Source organism: Phenylobacterium sp., from assembly GCF_030693405.1.
Lineage (GTDB): Bacteria > Pseudomonadota > Alphaproteobacteria > Caulobacterales > Caulobacteraceae > Phenylobacterium.
The window spans coordinates 20,981-37,280 of sequence record NZ_JAUYAW010000052.1 but is presented as its reverse complement, the minus strand read 5'-3'; the positions used below and the strand labels follow the sequence as shown (position 1 = coordinate 37,280).

Sequence of the window (16,300 nt, the reverse complement as noted above, 5' to 3'; positions counted from 1 at the left end):
CGGTCGAAATCCTCGCGCGCAAGTCGAAACCGGAGCCTCCCCATGAACGCCCATGCTTCTGCGCCCCCCGAAGGCCTCGAAGGCGTCGTCGCCGCCCGCACCGTCCTGTCGGAGGTGGACGGCCAGGCCGGCCGCCTGATCATCCGCGGCCGCTCCCTGGACGACCTGGCCGGCCACGCCACGTTTGAGGACCTCACCGCCCTGCTGTTCGGCGGTTTCTTCGAGGATCTGCCGTCTGATCTGGGCGCCGCCCTCGGCCAGGCCCGCGTCGAGGTGTTCGCCCAGGTGGCGCACCTGGATGAGGGTCTGGCCGCCCTTGAGCCGGTGGAGGCGGTCCGCGCCCTGATCGCCCGTCTCCCCGACGGGGATGATCTGGCCACCGCCCTCAGGCTGATCGCCGCGCCGGCGGTCTTCACCCCGGCCGTGGTCCGCGTCCAGGCCGGCCAGAGCCCCATCGCCCCGGATCCGGCGAAGCCCCATGCCGCGGACATCCTGCGCATGCTGACCGGCCAGACCCCCACCGCCGCCCAGGTCGCAGGCCTGGACGCCTATCTGGTGACCGTCTCCGACCATGGCCTGAACGCCTCGACCTTCGCCGCCCGGGTGGTGGCCTCGACCCGGGCCGGCCTGACCTCGGCGGTCCTGGCCGGGATCAGCGCGCTCAAAGGCCCGTTGCACGGGGGCGCGCCGGGGCCGGTGATCGAGATGCTGGACGGAATCGGCCAGCCGGAGAATGCGCGGGCCTGGATCGAGGCGGCCCTGGCCCGGGGCGAGCGGCTGATGGGCTTTGGCCACCGCATCTACCGGGTCCGCGACCCTCGGGCCGATGCGCTGAAGGGGCCGGTGAGGGCCCTGGCCCAGGACGCCGGCGCCCGCCCCGGCCGCGTGGCCTTCGCTGAGGCCGTCGAGGCCGCGGCCCTGGATATTCTCAAGACCCACAAGCCCGACCGGCCGCTGGACACCAATGTGGAGTTCTACACCGCCCTCCTGCTGGAAGCCCTGGACTTCCCGCCCCAGGCCTTCACCTGCGTCTTCGCCATGGGCCGGGTGGTGGGATGGCTGGCCCATGCCCGTGAGCAGCTGGCCGGCGGTCGGCTGGTGCGGCCCCAGTCGGTCTATGTGGGCCCAGAGCCTCGCAAGGCGGCCTGATCGACCACCGGCGTCGGCGGGGGCGGATTCTCCCGCTGGCGCCGGCTGAGCCAGGGGCTAGGATCGGGGGATGACCGCATCCGCCTCCACCCCGGCGCTGGCCCCGGCCCAGGCCGCCGCCCTGACCCGCAGGATCACCCTGCTGTCGGTGGCCGTCGCCCTGGTCCTGGTCGCCCTGAAGACCGGCGCCTGGGTGGCCAGCGGATCTGTAGCGGTGCTGGCCTCCCTGGCGGATTCCGGCCTCGATCTGATCGCCTCCCTGATCACCTTCTTCGCCGTCCGTTACGCGGTAGCCCCGCCCGACGCCGAGCACCGCTTCGGGCACGGCAAGGCCGAAGCCTTCGCCAGCCTGATGCAGGCGGGCCTGGTCTTCGCCTCGGCCGCCCTGGTGGGCCGGGAGGCCATAGCCAGCCTTCTGGACCCCCAGCCGATCACCCACGGGGGCTGGGCCATGGCCGTCATGGCCGCCTCGATCGCGCTCACCGGCCTTCTGGTGGCCGCCCAGACCCGGGTGCTGCGCCAGACCCGGTCCGTGGCCGTCTCCGGCGACCGGGCGCACTATTTCTCGGACCTCGCCTCCAATCTCGCCGCCCTCCTGGGCGTGGCCGGCGCCGCCTTGCTGGGCTTTGTCAGCCTGGATGGGGTCGCGAGTCTCATCGTCGCGGCCCTGCTGGTCTGGGCGGCCATCGGCGTCTTCCGCGAGGCCGCCCACCAGCTGATGGATCACGAACTGCCGGAGGATCAGCGGGCGCTGATCGTTCGGCTGATGACGCAGGACGACCGCCTGACCGACATCCACCAGCTGCGCACCCGCGCCTCAGGCCCCTATGTCCACATCCAGATGCACGCCGACCTGGATCCGGACCTGACCCTGGACGCCGCCCACCAGGTCATCGTCGAGGCCGAGAATCGCCTTCTGAAGCACTTCCCGGCCGCCGACATCCTGATCCATGCCGACCCGAGGGGCCGGGCCGAGCCCCACGGTGGCGCGTTTGCAGAAACCGCCGCGACTTGAAGCCGCAGAGTCACCCAGATGGGGCGGCGCCGCAGGCTTCGTAAACGCGCCCTTAAGGCCCCCCAGGCCTTATCGAGACCTGATCAAACTGTCCGCATTCGCGGCGAAATGCCGGCATGAGCGTCCAACGCACCCTTTACCACTTTCCGCTCGACCCGGCCTCGCGGCAGGTCCGTCTGGCGCTCGGCGAAAAGCGCCTGGCGTTCGAGGACGTGGTCGTCCGCTACTGGGAGCAGCCTGACGACCTGTCGGCGCTGAACCCGTCTGGCCTGACGCCGGTGCTGGTGGAGGACGGGCCCGACGGCCGGCTGGTTCTGTGTGAGAGCCGCGCCATCCTCGACTACCTGGAGGAGCGCCACCCTGAACCCGCCCTCTTGGGCCGCGAAGCCGTCGATCGGGCCGAGGCCCGCCGGCTGCTGCAATGGTTCGACCGCAAGTTCGACTATGAGGTCGGCTCCTTCCTGCTGCATGAGAAGATGGAAAAGCGCCTCCTGCGCATGGGGGCGCCGGACCTGGCCGCCCTGCGTCGCGGACGCGAGGCGCTGCGTATCCATCTGACCTATCTGGCGAGCCTGCTGGCCGAGCGCGACTGGCTGGCCGGGCGGCGCCTCAGCCTGGCCGATTTCGCCGGCGCGGCGCATCTGTCGGTGATCGACTATTTCGGCGACGTGCCCTGGCGCGACTTTCCGGTCGTCAAGACGTGGTACATGACAGTAAAGTCCCGGCCCTGCTTCCGGCCGCTCCTCGCCGATCGCTGGCCGGGGCTCGCGCCCGCGGCCCATTATGACGATCTCGATTTCTGAACCCCCTGAAGCGCTGATCCGCCGCCAAGCCCTCGCCCTGGGCTTCGACGACTGCCGCCTGGCCCGGGCCGACCAGCCCTGGATCGCTGGCGAGCGCCTGGCCGCCTTTGTGGAAGACGGCCGGCATGGGGAGATGGCCTGGCTGGAGACGACCCTGGAGCGTCGCTCCCACCCTCAGGCCATGTGGGCGGACGCCCGCTCCGCCGTGATGCTGGGGGTCAATTACGGCCCGGAACACGATCCGCGCGCCATACTGGATCACCCCGATCGCGGCGCCATCTCGGTCTATGCGCAAGGGTCGGACTATCACGACCTGATCAAGAAGCGGCTCAAACAGCTGGCGACCTGGATGGTCCAGACCTTCGGCGCCGAGGTGAAGGTGTTCGTCGACACCGCCCCCCTGCTGGAAAAGCCCCTGGCCGAAGCCTCGGGCCTGGGCTGGCAAGGCAAGCACACCAACCTCGTCTCGCGCCAGTTCGGCTCCTGGCTGTTCATCGGCTCGGTGCTCACCTCGCTGGAGCTGACGCCCGATCCCCCCGGCGAGGACGCCTGCGGCTCCTGCCGGGCCTGTCAGGATGTGTGCCCGACCGACGCCTTCCCCGCGCCCTATCAGCTCGATGCGCGGCGCTGCATCTCTTACCTGACCATCGAACTGTCGGGACCAATCCCGGCCGAGTTCCGCGCCATGCTCGGCAACCGCATCTATGGCTGCGACGACTGCCTGGCCGTCTGCCCCTGGAACAAGTTCGCCCAGGGCGCCCGGGAGACGAAGCTGCAGGCCCGCGAGGCCCTGAAGGCCCCGCGCCTGCAAGACCTGGCTGCCCTGGACGACGCCGCCTTCCGCGCCCTCTTCACTCAGAGCGCGGTCAAGCGCCTGGGCCGCGACCGGTTCGTGCGCAACGTCCTCTACGCCCTAGGCAACAGCGGAGATCCCGCCCTGGTTGAGGTGGTGCGCGAGCGGCTGAGCGATGCGGCGCCCGTCGTCAGGGGCGCCGCGGTCTGGGCGCTCTCGCAGCTCTTGCCGCCCGACGCCTTTGCGGGCGAGCGGGCGCTGGCCCTGCCGGGGGAGCCGGACGAGGCGGTCCGCGCCGAGTGGGGGCAGACGCCTGTCTAACGCCTAGGGCGTAGCGTGAGGGCTCATGCCCACCACCCCACCGCCGTCATGCTCGGGCTTGACCCGAGCATCCATGAACACTGATCCGGCCACGGTGTGCATGGGCCCTCGGATCAAGTCCGAGGGCGACGAGAGGGGTGATGCCCTCCGTCCGTCGCGGCTCGCTTCGCTCGCACCTCAGGATGAGGGAGGCTGGTGAGGCGCCTCAGTCCGTCCTCATCCTGAGGCGCCCGAAGGGCCTCGAAGGACGAGGACGGCCGCAATGAGCACGCCCTCAGTCGGCGTAGACCGCCGGGCGCTTCTCCATGTTCGACATCACCGCCTCCTTCTGGTTGGGCGATCCGATGACCGCGCCCTGCTCGGCGCTCTCGGCCAGCAGGATGTCGTGCTGGCTGGCCGGTGTCTCGGCCAGTTCGATCAGCCGCTTGGCGCCGCGGATGGCGTGGGGGCTCTTGCCGGCGATGTCGGCGGCGAAGGCGAGCGCCTCGGCCAAGGGATCGGCGCAGACCCGGGTGGCGAAGCCGAGCCGATGGGCCTCCTCGCCGTCGAAGATGCGGCCCGAATAGGTCAGCTCGCGGATCACGTCGCCCCGGGCCAGATGGCGCATCAGCACAAGGCCACCCATGTCGGGCACCAGGCCCCACTTGATCTCCATCACCGCCATCCGGGCGTCAGCCGTCACGAAGCGCATGTCCGGAGCCAGGGCCAGCTGGAAGCCGCCGCCAAAGGCCACCCCATGGATGGCCGCGATCACCGGAACCGGCTGTTCGCGCCAGACCATGACGGCGTGCTGGGCCCGGTTGGAGCCGCCAGGGGTGCGGTTGGGGGTCAAAAGGGTCCCGCCATCGGCCGCCCCGCGGTTGCGCTCGCCAGAGGCCATGGCGGCGAAGGAGCCCATGTCGAGGCCGGCGCAGAAGGCGCGCCCTTCGCCCGACAGCACCACGGCGCGAACGCCCTTGGTGGTCTTCAGCGCCTCGCCCGTCTCGATCAGGGCCGAGAACATGGCGTCGTCCAGGGCGTTCATCTTGTCGGTGCGGACCATGCGCACGTCGGCGACGCCGTTCTTGATCTCCACCTTCACCCGGTCGTTCATGAGCATCCTCCCGCTTGGCTCCCGGCTTCGCCGCCGGTGTCACGAAAGACTGTCACGGATCAACCCGGCGGGCGATGGCGGATCAGCGCCTCCTGCGTGGCCGAGGCCACCAGACGGCCCTGGCGGTCGAAGATCGAGCCCCGGTTGAAGCCTCGCCCGCCCGAGGCCGAGGGGCTGTCCTGGACATAGAGGTGCCAGTCGGAGAAGTCGCTGGCCCGGTGGAACCACAGGGCGTGGTCGAGGCTCGCCACCTGCAGGTGGCCGTGGGGGACCGGATGGGGCCGCAGGCTCGCATCCAGCAGGCTCATGTCCGAGCCATAGGCCAAGGCGCACTGGTTGACCGCCACATCGGTCCCCACCGACTTTCGGGCCTTGAACCAGACATTATAGAGCGGGGCCATGGGCTCGGTCTGGTCCCGGCGCTGCGGGTCGATGGGGCGGACCTCCACAGGCCAGTCCCGGTCCCGGGGCGGAATCCCATCGGCCTCGCGCAGCTGCTCCTCGTTCAGCAGGTCCTCCGGCGCCGGCACGACGGGCAGCTGATCCTGGTGTTCGAAGCCGTCCTCAGGGACCTGAAAAGAGGCCGCCAGATTGAAGATCTGCTTGCCGTTCTGAATGGCGGTCACCCGGCGCACCGAGAACGAGCCGCCGTCGCGGGCCCGGTCCACCTGAAACAGGATCGGGATCGACGGGTCGCCGGGCCGGATGAAATAGGCGTGCATGGAGTGGCACAGCCGGTCTTCGATGGTGCGATAGGCCGCGGTCAGGGCCTGGGCCACCACCTGGCCGCCATAGATGCGCTGGCCCTGCCGGGCCGGCGTCAGGCCGCGATAGAGGTCGAGCTCGATCTGTTCGAGGTTGAGGATTTCCAGCAGTTCGTTCTGCGGTTCGCTCATCAGAAATGGGCCTCCGGCATGTCTTTCAGGCGGGGCAGGATCTTGTCCTTGTCCGAGGTGATGGCCCCGTCCGCCGTCACCGGCCAATCGATGCCCAGGTCCGGATCGTTCCAGATCACCCCGCCTTCGCAGTCCGGCGCATAGAGGCCGTCCACCTTGTAGAACAGCTCGCAATCGTCGGTGAGGGTGCAGTAGCCGTGGGCGAAGCCGCGGGGGACCAGAAGCTGCTCGCCGCCCTCGGCCGTCAGTTCGGCCCCAACCCACTGGCCGAAGGTCGCCGAGCCCGGCCGCACATCGACGGCGACGTCATAGATGGCGCCCCGCAGGACCCGCACCAGCTTGGCCTGGGCGTGGGGCGCGGTCTGGAAGTGCAGCCCCCGCACCGTGCCCTTTTTCGCGTTGAAGGCCTGGTTGTCCTGCACGAAGTCGCAGGCGAGGCCGGCCTCGCGCAGAGTCTTGCGGCTCCAGGTCTCGGCGAACCAGCCCCGCGCATCGCCATGACGCTTGGGCGTGATAAGCAGAACCTCGGGCAGGGCGAGCGGGGTGATGGCGGTCATGAAACTCTACGTATCGATATTGGAGCGCGCCCCGGCATGAACGAGCCTTTCGGCGAAGACAAGGCGCCCCCTGCGCTCAGCGTCGTCATCGTCGCCTATAACAGCGCCGCCAGCCTGCCGGCCTGCGTCGCCGCCCTGGCCGCCCAGACCTTCGGCGACCACGAGTTGCTGATCGTCAACAACGCCTCGCCTCAGGGCGAGGCCCATGGGGCGGCTAAGGGTCACCCCTTCGCCCGGGTGATCGAGGCCGGGGCCAATCTCGGCTTCGCCGCCGGCGTGAACCTGGGGGCGCGCGAGGCCCGGGGCCTCTGGCTGGTCCTGCTCAATCCTGACGCCTACCCTGATCCCGATTGGCTGGAGCAGCTTGTGGCCGCCGCCGCCCGTCATCCTCAGGTTCTGTCCTTCACGTCCCGCCAGGTGATGGCCCGCGACCGGTCCTTGCTGGACGGCCTGGGCGACGTCATGTCGGGGCCGGCCATCCCCTATCGGGGGGGCTATCTGAACCCGGATCCGGGCGATGCGCCCGAAGGGGAGGTCTTCTCCCCCTGCGGCGCGGCGATGATGGTGGATCGCGCCCTGTTCCTCAGCCTTGGCGGCCTGGATGAGAGTTTCTTCTGCTATTGCGAGGACGTGGACTTCGGCTACCGCCTGCAGCTGGCCGGCGAGCCCACCCTGCTGGTCCCGGCGGCCGTCATCGCCCATGAGGGCTCGGCCACGTCCGGGGGGCCGAAGTCGGAATTCGCCGTCTTCCACGGCACGCGCAACCGTTTCTGGGTGCTGGTCAAGAACACCCCGGCCCTGCTGCTGCCAGTGATCCTGCCGCTCCATCTGCTGGCCTTCGCCGTGGTCAGCCTGCGGCCGCAGAACCGCCCGCTGCTGGGCGTAACCTGGCGGGGGTTCAAGGCCGCCGTCTCCGGGCTGGGGCCGGTCTGGACAAGCCGTCGACGGACTCAGGCGCAGCGCCGCGTCTCGGCCCTGCAGATCGCCCGCGCCATGACCTGGAATCCCAATGACCTGCGCGGCCGCCGGGCGGTCATTCGCCCGCTGCGGCCCAGTCGACGAGGCGCGCCATGAAGGCTCCGCCCCGCTCCATCTGAGAGACCTCGACGAATTCGTCGGGCTGGTGGGCCTGGTCGATGGAGCCCGGGCCGCAGATGACGGTGGAGAAGCCCGCCTCCTGGAACTGGCCGGCCTCGGCGGCGAAGGCCACCACCCGGGCCGGGCCGTTGTCGCCGGCCAGCCGGCGGGCGAAGGCCTCGGCCGCCCCGTCGGTTTCCGGCGCGAGCGGCGGGGTGTGCGAGCGCTGGATCACCTCGACGCCGGTGTCGGGGAAGCGGGCCTTGAGCGCAGCGTCGGCGGCCGCGCAGGCCGCAAAGAAGGGGGCCAGCACCGCCTGAGGATCGAGGCCCGGCGGGCTGCGCAGGTCAAAGAGGAAGACACACTCCCGGGCCAGGATGTTCACCGCCGTGCCGCCGTTCACCTGGCCGACCGTGAGCGTCGCGTGTTTGGGCGTAAACGGCGAGGCCGGATCGGCATCGCGCTCCAGCTGTTCGGCCAGATCACACAGCTGCCCCATCAGCCGGATCGCCACCATATTGGCCGAGGCGCCCAGCTGGGTCTGGCTGGAGTGGGCCTCATGCCCGCGCACCGTCACCCGGAAGGTGTTGATCCCCTTGTGGCCGCTGACGGCCTCCATATTGGTAGGCTCGCCGACCACCACCAGCGCGGGCCTCGGCAGCTCGCTGGCGATGATGCGGATCATGTCCGGCGCGCCGATACAGCCCACCTCCTCGTCATAGGAGAAGGCCAGGTGGACCGGCTTCTTCGGCTGGGTGGCCAGGATGTCGGGGACGGCGGCCAGGGACAGGGCCAGGAAGCCCTTCATGTCGCAGGTCCCCCGCCCATAGAGCCGCCCGTCCCGCGACGTCACCTGAAACGGATCAGAGGTCCAGGGCTGACCGTCCACCGGCACCACGTCGGTATGGCCCGACAGCACCACCCCGCCCGGAATGTCCGGACCGATGGTGGCGATCAGATTGCTCTTGGTCCCTTCAGCGTTAGGCACCCGGCGGTGCCCGACCCCGTGGCCGTCGAGATAGGCCTCGACCCATTCGATCAGGGCCAGGTTGGAGAGACGCGAGGTGGTGTCGAAAGCCACCAGGCGCTCGAGGATCTCGAGCGCGCGGGGCGTGAGGGTCTGGGAGGATGACATGGGTCCAAGCCTAGACCTCCGGGCGCGGGGGCTCCAGACGTCTTCGGCGCTGGCTGATTTACCCGGATCGGGCGCCAAACTGGTAGGCGGCCTATCCCATGGGTCCGGGGGCTGCCCGCTTTTCACACAGCGTTAAGAGCCGTTCACCAATATGACTCGCGTCCTGCGGGCGACCGGTCGGGACGCAATCCAGGATCGCTGTCATGAGCACTGAGTCTCCTCCGGCTCCCCGATGGGTCGATGTGGCGAGATTTCGCAAGCGCGACGCCCGGGTGATCCTGCCTCTGACTCTGCTGGCGGCCATCGGCAGCCTGCTCTGGCTGCCCTTCGCCTTTTCCGCCGCCTGGTTTGTCACCAACTTCGTCCTCCAGTTGTTCAACCAACTCCTCTGCCGCCGGCTGCTGGCGGTCCCGGCGCCGGGGCCTTCGGCCGAGCAGGGTCTGGCGGCCTTCACCCTGATCGAGACCCTGGGCTATGGGGCCATGCCGCTGGCCTTGCTGATGACCGGGGATCAGACCGCCGCGGTCGCCGCCATGGCCATGATCGGCGCGGTCGCCCTGAGCGGCGCGGCCGAACTGCCGGCGTCCCGCCTGATCAGCGGCGCGGCGCTCACCACCGTCGGCGCAATGGCCCTGGCAGGGCTGTTGCTGAGCCCAGCCGCCACCCCCTGGCCCGCAGTCGCCGTGGCCGCCATCGCGGTCGGCGCCATGTTCGCCTATGTGCTGGAAGCCGCCCTGCACCGGGAGGCCATCGAAGGCGCCCTGGCCGAGGCCCTGGACCGCGCCCGGGATGGCGAACGGGCGGCGGAAACGGCCAACGCCGCCAAGAGCGCCTTCCTGGCCACCATGAGCCACGAGATCCGCACCCCCCTGAACGGCGTGCTGGGCATGAGCCAGGTGATGAGCCGCGACACCCTCAGCGCCCCGCAGCGGGAACGGCTGGAGGTGATCCGCCAGTCCGGCGAGGCCCTGACCGCGCTCCTGAATAATGTGCTGGACCTGTCGAAGATCGAGGCCGGCCAGATGGAGGTGGAATCCATCCCCTTCGATCTCAATGAGATCCTAGAGTCGGCCCGGGCCACCTTCGCCACCCTGGCCCTGGACAAGGGCCTGCAGCTGGAGATGGCCGTCGACGACAGCGCCCGAGGGGTCTTTCAGGGCGATCCCACCCGCCTGCGCCAGGTGCTGTTCAACCTTTTGTCCAACGCCGTGAAATTCACCGACGAAGGCAGGGTCATCCTGGGCGCCGAGGCCGTCTCCGGGCGGCTTAAACTCTGGGTGAGCGACACGGGTCCGGGCATGAGCCAGGCCGAGCTCGGCCGCCTGTTCGTCCGCTTCGCCCAGCTGGATTCCTCAACCCCCCGAAGGCACGGGGGGACCGGTCTCGGCCTAGCCATTTCTCACGAGCTGTGCGGACTGATGGGCGGGGCGCTGGAGGCGACCAGCGCGCCGGGCCAGGGCTCGACCTTCTCTCTCTCGGCGCCCCTGGTCCGGCTCGGCGACGCCGCGCCCGCGCCGAACGACGGCCCCGCCCCTCCGGCTGGCGGCCTGAACGGGCTTCGGGTGCTGGCGGCGGAGGACAATGAGGTCAATCAGGTGGTGCTAAAGGCCCTGCTGGCGCCGCTCGGGGTCGAGCCGGTCATGGTCGCCGACGGCGCCGCGGCCGTCGCGGCCTGGGAGGCCGGCGAATGGGACCTGGTCCTGATGGATGTGCGCATGCCGGTGATGGACGGGCTGGCGGCCACGGCGGCCATCCGCGCCCGGGAACGGAGCCAGGGCCGGCGACGGACCCCGATCATCGGCCTGTCGGCCGACGCCATGGATCACCAGGTGAACGAACTCCTGGCCGCCGGCATGGACAGCCATGTGAGCAAGCCCATCGACGTCACCCGCCTCTATGGGGTGCTCGAGGCCGCCCTCTAGAGCCTATTTTCGACGCGCGCGGGCCTAGCCCCGCTGGACCCGGCCGGGGCCGGGCAGCACGTCGATCAGTTCGATGCGGAAGATGAGCACGCTGTTGGGGGGGATCGGCCCCTGGCCGGACTCCCCGTAACCCATCTCCGGCGGCACAGTGATGATCCACTCGTCGCCCGGCCGCATCAGCGGCAGCACTTCCAGCCAGGCCGGGATCAGGCCGGCCAGGGGCATGGCCGCGGGCACGCCGCGCTCATAGGAGGAGTCGAACACCTCTCCGTCGGCCAGCTTGCCCTCATAGTGGACCTTGACCTCGTCACCCAGGCTCGGCTTCAGACCCTCGGCAGGCCCTGAACGCACGACCTCGTACTGGACGCCAGAGGGCAGGGTCTCGACCCCGTCGCGCTCGGCGTTCTGCTCCATGTAGATCTTGGCCTCGGACGCCGCCTCCCCCCCTTGCGGAGAGCAGGCGACCAGGGCGAGGGCCGCGGCCAGGGCGAACAGGGGGGCAAGCATCAAGGGCATCCTTGAGAGGAGGGCGTGGCGGAAATAGGTCAGACGGCGCGGGGCGGATAGCCCCGCTCGCGCAGGGCGTCCATGATTTCCTGGGTGTGCTTGGCGTCGCGGGTCTCGATCATGATGTCGAACTCCGCCCCCTTGGCCGGCACGTCCAGCGCCAGGCGGTTATGGGCCACCTCGACGATGTTGGCGCCCATCTGACCGATGATGGCCGAGACATTGGCCAGCAGACCCGGCCGGTCGTCGCCGATGATCCGCAGGGAGACCAGGCGTTGCTCGCGCACCAGTTCCCGGGTCAGGACCGACGCCAACAGGCGGGTGTCGATATTGCCGCCGGTGATGATCAGGCCGGCCTTCTTGCCGCGGAACCGCTCGGGATAGGCCAGCAGACCGGCGAGGGCGGCGGCGCCCGCCCCTTCGGCCACGGTCTTCTCCACATTGCAGTACAGCGCCACGGCGCGCTCGAAGAAGGGCTCCTCGACCAGCAGGACTTCGTCGATCAGCGGCCGGGCGACGCCATAGCTGACATCCCCCACCTGCTTGACGGCGATGCCCTCGGCGATGGTCGCCCCGCCCGTGCCGCTGGCCCCGTTCACGCCGCGCATCCGGGCGGTGAAGGAGGGATACATGGCCGGCTCCAGACCGACGACCTGGATGCCGGGTTTCAGGTGCTTGGCCGCCGTGGCGCAGCCGGCGATCAGCCCGCCACCGCCGATGGGGATGGGCAGGACATCGAGGTCCGGCACGTCCTCCAGCATTTCCAGGGCCACCGTCCCCTGGCCGGCCATGACGTCCAGGTCGTTGAACGGATGGACGAAGACCAGGTCGCGCTCTTCGCAGATCTGCTTGGCCTTGCCCGACGCCTCGTCATAGCCGTCGCCCTCAAGCACCACCTCGGCCCCGAAGGCGCGGGTCTGCTGCACCTTCACGAAGGGGGTGGAGCGGGGCATGACGATGGTCACGGGAATGCCCAGGCGGGCGGCGTGATAGGCCAGACCCTGGCTGTGATTGCCCGCCGAGGCGGCGATCACGCCGCGATTCTTTTCAGCGTCGGTCAGCTGCAGCAGCTTGTTGAGCGCCCCGCGCTCCTTATAGGCGGCGGTGAACTGCAGGTTCTCGAACTTCACCCACACCTCGGCCCCGGTAATCTCCGACAGCGTCTTCGACAGGCGGCACGGGGTGCGCTCGATATGGCCGTTCAGCCGGTCGGCTGCGGCGCGGATGTCGTCGATGGAAAGCGTCATGGGGATCGGAGGTCCGGGGAGGCCGCCCGAAACCGCGGGCGGAAAGGCCGGCAACCTATCGGGCCAAGGCGCCCTTCGCAATGTCAGGCCGAGCGCAGGCCCCGCAGGCGGTCGACCCGGCGCATGGCCTTGCCCGGCAGTTCCGACATGCCCCCCAGGGGCAGGGATTCGGCGGCCCTGCGCAGGCTGTAGGCGGCCTGCCGCAGCAGGGTGGCCGGGGAGAGCACGCCGACAAAGCCGTGGCCGACGCTCACCTGGGCGTTGGCCAGCTCGCGCTTGAACCGGTAGTCGCCCGCCCCGAGGTCCAGGCGATGATAGGGGGTGGTCTCCATCCAGCGCAGGATGTCCTGAAACAGCAGCAGGCCCGGCGAATAGCGGTCGAAGGCTGGATCATGGGCGATCAGCCAGCCGTGGATGGTGCGGGCGCCGCGCAGATGCAGATGAACCGCCGCCAGCTTGCCGCCGATGTGCAGGGAAAACAGCGCGCCGCCGAACTCCGGGTCACGGCTCTCGAACAGGTCGGAGATCAGCCGCCGGGTCCAGCCGGGCTGGAAGATGTCGAACTGGCCGGTGGCCTTGAGCTGGGCCCGCTTCCAGGCGATCAGCTGGTCGAAGTCGCTCGACGCACGGCTGAAGGGGGTGAAGACCACCTCGCCCGCCTCCCGCTGCGCCTTGCGGCGCTTCTTGTCGCAATCCTTGAGCAGGCCGACGCCGGCGGCGCGGCGCTCGGCGGCGTAGGCCTCGTAGCTGGGGCCGATATCGGCCACCTGCGAGAGGGATTCCCCGTGCGAGAAGCCCTGGAAAGGGCCGCTGGCGTCCAGCATGTGGCAGAAGTCGAGGCGCTGGACCCCCAGGGCGGCGACGATGTCGCGGGCGCCGATCTCCAGTCCCGGCGCGGCCACCAGGCCCTGATAGTCGCAGAGCGGCGCGCCCACGGGCAGGGCTGTGGCGCCCCCCACATGAACGGCCATGAAGCCCAGATCCTGGGTCCCGTCGCCCACCACCGCGACCCTTACGCCGCGGGTGGCGGTGGCCGCCCGGGCCTGGGCTCGCTCCACCGCCCGCGCCCAGTGGGGCGACAGGAAGGGGCTGTCATAGGTGATGTCCTGCTGAGCCTGCAGCTCACTCCAGCGGTCCAGGCGCGCCGGCGTCAGGTCCTGGGGACGGACCACCTCGATCTGCAGGGCGGACATGGACGGGGCTACTCGACAGGGTTGCGGTCGAGTCATGCTACGCGCCGAAGGGTTTCCGACGGGTTGCCGGCTCAGGCGGCGCCGCGCTTTTCCCAGTCCACGTCGAATTCCGACACCAGATGCCCCGGCGCCACCTCGTTCAGGCGAGGCACATAGATCGGCGCCAGGGGATCGACGCTGACCCGCGAGGGCAGGAAACGAAGGGCCGCGGCGGGATCCATGGGGCTGGGGGGCTCGCCCGTCAGCTTCAGCCGCTGGCGGTTGCGCTCCCGTTCGGGATCGGGGATGGGAGCGGCCGACAGGAGGGCGCGGGTATAGGGGTGCTGGGGATCGGCATAGAGCTTGTCCCGGTCGGCCAGCTCCATCACCCGGCCGAGGAACAGCACCATCACCCGGTGGCTGATCTCCCGGACCACGGCCAGGTCGTGGCTGATGAAGATCATGGCGAGACCCATCTCCTTCTGCAGGTCGATGAGCAGATCGATGATCTGGGCGCGGATCGAGACGTCCAGGGCCGAGACCGCCTCGTCGCAGATGACCAGCTTGGGCTTGAGGATCATGGCCCGGGCGATGCCAACCCGCTGGTTCTGGCCGCCCGACAGTTCATGCGGATAGCGGTTGATCAGCTCGGGCGACAGGCCGGCCCTGGCCATCATGCCGGCCACCTCGGCGTCCCGGGCGTCGCGGTTCAGCTGCGGGGCGAAGATCTTCAGGGGTTCGGCGATGGAGTCGCCGATGGTCATGCGCGGGTCGAGGCTGGCCAGCGGGTCCTGGAAGACGATCTGCAGGTCCTTGCGGGCCGCCCGCATCTCCGCCTTCTGGGCGTGGGTGATGTCGCGGCCCATCAGGGTGACGACCCCGTCGGTGGGCTTGACCAGATTCAGCACGGCGCGGGACAGGGTTGACTTGCCGCAGCCGCTCTCGCCCACCACGCCCAGGGTCTCGCCCTGGCGGACATCGAAGGAAACGCCGTCCACGGCCCGCAGCTGGCGCATGCCGCCCAGCAGCCCCTGGCGGATGGGGAACCAGACCTTGATATCCTTGGCCTCGACGATCACCGGGGCGTCGGCGGCCACGGGCGTGACGGTGGGCCGGCCGCCGCGGTCGGCGCGGTCGAGGCGCGGGATCGCATCCAGCAGGTCGCGGGTGTACTGGACCTTGGGCGTGGCGAAGAGCTCGCGCACCGGCCCCTCCTCCACATACTGTCCGTCCTTCATCACACAGACCCGGTCGGCGAGGCGGGCGATGACCCCCATGTCGTGGGTGATCAGCACCATGGCCGTGCCGGTTTCGCGGCCAAGCTCTGCCATCAGGTCGAGGATCTCGGCCTGGACCGTGACGTCCAGCGCCGTGGTCGGCTCGTCGGCGATCAGCAGTTCGGGACCACCGGCCATGGCCGCGGCCACCATCACTCGCTGGCGCATGCCGCCGGACAGCTCGTGGGGATACTGGCGCAGGCGCCGGGCGGCGTCGGGAATGCGCACATGGTCCAGCCACTGGCGGGCGCGGGCCATGGCGTCGCTGGCCGACAGGCCCAGATGCAGTCGCAGGGGCTCGGCGATCTGCTCGCCGATCCGCACATGCGGCGTCAGGGCCGTCAGCGGGTCCTGGAAGATCATGGTCATCTTCGAGCCGCGCAGACGGTTCAGCGCCCGGGGTTTCAGGCCCAGGATCTCCTTCCCCTGGAAGCGCACTGAGCCGGTGGCCCTGCCGTTCTGGGCCAGCAGCCCCATGACCGTCATGAAGGTCTGGCTCTTGCCCGAGCCGCTTTCGCCCACCACGCCCAGGGTCTCACCCCGGGCCACCTGCAGGCTGACCCCACGCACGGCCTGGACGGCGCCGTCATGGGTGTCGAAGGTGACCTTCAGATCATCGATCGCCAGGACGGGTGTGGCGGACGCCGACACGGACGCGGACTTGGGCTCGGACAAGGGGGCGGACTCCAGATCGTTTCGCCTGTGACCATAGACCGCCGCCGCCCGCTTGTGAAACAACCGCCGCCGGGGCGCCGTCGCCCCGCGAGCCTTCAGGGGAGACTATGGCCGCCGACGCCGAAAAACGCGCCAGACCCGCCCTCTTCCTGGACCGGGACGGGGTGCTGAACGTCGATCATGGGTATGTCTACCGCTGGGCGGACTTCACCTGGATCGACGGCGCCAAGGCCGTGATCGCCGCCTTCAACCGGGCCGGCTGGTGGGTCTTTGTGGTCACCAATCAGTCCGGCGTCGGGCGGGGCTATTACACTGAGGCCGACATGCACGCCCTGCACGGCGCCATGGCCGAGGACCTGGCGAAGGACGGAGCGCGGATCGACGCCTTCTACCACTGCCCGCATCATCCCGAGGCGGTGGTCGAGACCTATCGGCATCCCGATCCCCCCGACCGGAAGCCTAATCCCGGCATGCTTCTGCGGGCCATGGCCGACTGGCCGGTGGACCGCGCCGCCTCCTTCATGATCGGCGACAAGCTCGGCGACATGCAGGCCGCCGCCCGCGCCGGCGTCGAGGGCCTGCTCTTCGAAGGCGGCGACCTGCGCGCCTTCCTGAAGGCCGAGGGCCGGCTGCCGTGACCAGCTCACCAACCCGTCACCCT

Annotated in this window: 15 protein-coding genes; 7 read left to right on the top strand and 8 right to left on the bottom strand. The window is 69.7% G+C overall.

The features are described from left to right. The first annotated feature begins 42 nt into the window (after positions 1-42). The 4 genes from Q8N19_RS10980 to queG all read left to right on the top strand — a co-directional run bounded on the left by Q8N19_RS10980 (position 43) and on the right by queG (position 4,081). The gene (locus Q8N19_RS10980) at positions 43-1,149 is read left to right on the top strand and encodes a citrate synthase/methylcitrate synthase (RefSeq protein WP_305590585.1); all 1,107 of its coding nucleotides are present in this window, start codon (positions 43-45) and stop codon (positions 1,147-1,149) included. Between the two features lie 70 nt (positions 1,150-1,219). Next, positions 1,220-2,164, top strand: coding sequence for a cation diffusion facilitator family transporter (locus tag Q8N19_RS10975; protein WP_305590583.1), 945 nt, complete (start codon positions 1,220-1,222; stop codon positions 2,162-2,164). A gap of 116 nt (positions 2,165-2,280) precedes the next feature. Next, on the top strand, positions 2,281-2,967 hold the full coding sequence (locus Q8N19_RS10970) for a glutathione S-transferase family protein (protein WP_305590581.1): 687 nt from the start codon (positions 2,281-2,283) through the stop codon (positions 2,965-2,967). Further along, positions 2,948-4,081, top strand: coding sequence for a tRNA epoxyqueuosine(34) reductase QueG (gene queG / locus Q8N19_RS10965; RefSeq protein ID WP_305590579.1), 1,134 nt, complete (start codon positions 2,948-2,950; stop codon positions 4,079-4,081). The genes Q8N19_RS10970 and queG overlap by 20 nt, the downstream gene beginning before the upstream one ends. Before the next feature lie 274 nt (positions 4,082-4,355). Here the strand turns inward: queG and Q8N19_RS10960 are convergent, their stop codons facing one another. From Q8N19_RS10960 to rfbC, 3 genes are read right to left on the bottom strand one after another with little or no spacing between them, the layout of a single operon-like run. Beyond that, positions 4,356-5,174, bottom strand: coding sequence for a crotonase/enoyl-CoA hydratase family protein (locus Q8N19_RS10960; protein WP_305590577.1), 819 nt, complete (start codon positions 5,172-5,174; stop codon positions 4,356-4,358). 59 nt (positions 5,175-5,233) lie between these two features. Beyond that, a complete protein-coding gene (locus Q8N19_RS10955; protein ID WP_305590575.1) occupies positions 5,234-6,070 on the bottom strand; it encodes an acyl-CoA thioesterase II in 837 nt (278 codons plus the stop codon). Then, the gene (gene rfbC / locus Q8N19_RS10950; RefSeq protein ID WP_305590573.1) at positions 6,070-6,627 is read right to left on the bottom strand and encodes a dTDP-4-dehydrorhamnose 3,5-epimerase; all 558 of its coding nucleotides are present in this window, start codon (positions 6,625-6,627) and stop codon (positions 6,070-6,072) included. Before rfbC ends, Q8N19_RS10955 begins: the two co-directional genes overlap by 1 nt. Before the next feature lie 36 nt (positions 6,628-6,663). Between rfbC and Q8N19_RS10945 the strand changes: the two genes are divergently transcribed. Next, positions 6,664-7,701, top strand: coding sequence for a glycosyltransferase family 2 protein (locus tag Q8N19_RS10945; RefSeq protein ID WP_305590571.1), 1,038 nt, complete (start codon positions 6,664-6,666; stop codon positions 7,699-7,701). Here the strand turns inward: Q8N19_RS10945 and argE are convergent. After that, positions 7,661-8,839: an acetylornithine deacetylase gene (gene argE / locus Q8N19_RS10940; protein WP_305590569.1), complete on the bottom strand. Its 1,179-nt coding sequence runs from the start codon at positions 8,837-8,839 to the stop codon at positions 7,661-7,663. The genes Q8N19_RS10945 and argE overlap by 41 nt on opposite strands. 203 nt (positions 8,840-9,042) lie before the next feature. On the opposite strand from argE, the gene Q8N19_RS10935 reads away from it, so the two are divergent. Then, positions 9,043-10,761: an ATP-binding protein gene (locus Q8N19_RS10935; protein WP_305590567.1), complete on the top strand. Its 1,719-nt coding sequence runs from the start codon at positions 9,043-9,045 to the stop codon at positions 10,759-10,761. Positions 10,762-10,785: 24 nt separating this feature from the next. On the opposite strand, the gene Q8N19_RS10930 is transcribed toward Q8N19_RS10935, so the two are convergent. From Q8N19_RS10930 to Q8N19_RS10915, 4 genes are all read right to left on the bottom strand, one after another. Continuing rightward, positions 10,786-11,268 carry an FKBP-type peptidyl-prolyl cis-trans isomerase gene (locus Q8N19_RS10930; RefSeq protein WP_305590565.1) on the bottom strand — a complete coding sequence of 161 codons (483 nt, stop codon included), beginning with the start codon at positions 11,266-11,268 and terminating at the stop codon, positions 10,786-10,788. 38 nt (positions 11,269-11,306) lie between these two features. Continuing rightward, positions 11,307-12,515, bottom strand: coding sequence for a threonine ammonia-lyase (locus Q8N19_RS10925; RefSeq protein ID WP_305590563.1), 1,209 nt, complete (start codon positions 12,513-12,515; stop codon positions 11,307-11,309). A gap of 83 nt (positions 12,516-12,598) precedes the next feature. After that, positions 12,599-13,708, bottom strand: coding sequence for a GNAT family N-acetyltransferase (locus Q8N19_RS10920; protein WP_305590561.1), 1,110 nt, complete (start codon positions 13,706-13,708; stop codon positions 12,599-12,601). Between the two features lie 71 nt (positions 13,709-13,779). Further along, the gene (locus Q8N19_RS10915) at positions 13,780-15,639 is read right to left on the bottom strand and encodes a dipeptide ABC transporter ATP-binding protein (RefSeq protein WP_305590559.1); all 1,860 of its coding nucleotides are present in this window, start codon (positions 15,637-15,639) and stop codon (positions 13,780-13,782) included. A 107-nt stretch (positions 15,640-15,746) separates the two neighbouring features. Between Q8N19_RS10915 and Q8N19_RS10910 the strand changes: the two genes are divergently transcribed. Continuing rightward, positions 15,747-16,277 (top strand): HAD family hydrolase, encoded by a 531-nt coding sequence (locus Q8N19_RS10910; protein WP_305590557.1) that lies wholly within the window; start codon positions 15,747-15,749, stop codon positions 16,275-16,277. Positions 16,278-16,300: the final 23 nt, after the last annotated feature.